Source organism: Streptomyces djakartensis (assembly GCF_014651075.1).
Lineage (GTDB): Bacteria > Actinomycetota > Actinomycetes > Streptomycetales > Streptomycetaceae > Streptomyces > Streptomyces djakartensis.
The window spans coordinates 1-538 of record NZ_BMWE01000093.1 but is presented as its reverse complement, the minus strand read 5'-3'; the positions used below and the strand labels follow the sequence as shown (position 1 = coordinate 538).

Below are 538 nucleotides of genomic sequence, written 5' to 3'. Positions count from 1 at the left end.
CCCCTATACAGGTACAGAAAGGGGGTGTGCCACCATGAGTATATTTTCGTCTTTCTTACTCTCTGTCTTGGCAAGTGTAGTCGCCTACTACATCTGCAAATGGCTGGACGGAGATAAATAGGCGGTAGCCAGCCTAAGGAATAAGCCACCTTGCCACAACGGAATAGAAAAGCCCCGGAGTTGCGACCTCCGGGGCTTTTTGCGTGCCACAATGAGCACTTTCGTCTTTCTTGCCTACTGGCATTATAGCATATGCCTTTCGGCATTTCAAGTATGCCCTACTTCCACCACTTGTAAACGGTGGGCTTGCTCAATCCTGTCTCTCGAATGCAGTCCGCTTTCTTTCCTGCTGGGTGGCTCTCCTGCCATTCTCTGACTGTCTGCTCCGCTGTTCCACTCCCTTTTGGTCTACCCTCTTTTACTTCTTCTCCTAACTGCTTTTTTAAAGCTTTCATAGTATTCATAACCTTTACATGGTCTTTTTGCTTTCTGTAATTCCGCTTATTTGCTGGTATCGTAACCTTTGTGTTGTCCTCTA

1 protein-coding gene is annotated in these 538 nt (G+C 47.0%); it reads right to left on the bottom strand.

Annotated features, from left to right (window positions below):
• Positions 1 to 278: 278 nt before the first annotated feature.
• Positions 279 to 538: hypothetical protein (locus tag IE212_RS35850; protein WP_506005145.1), on the bottom strand; the 260-nt coding region annotated here is incomplete at its 5' end.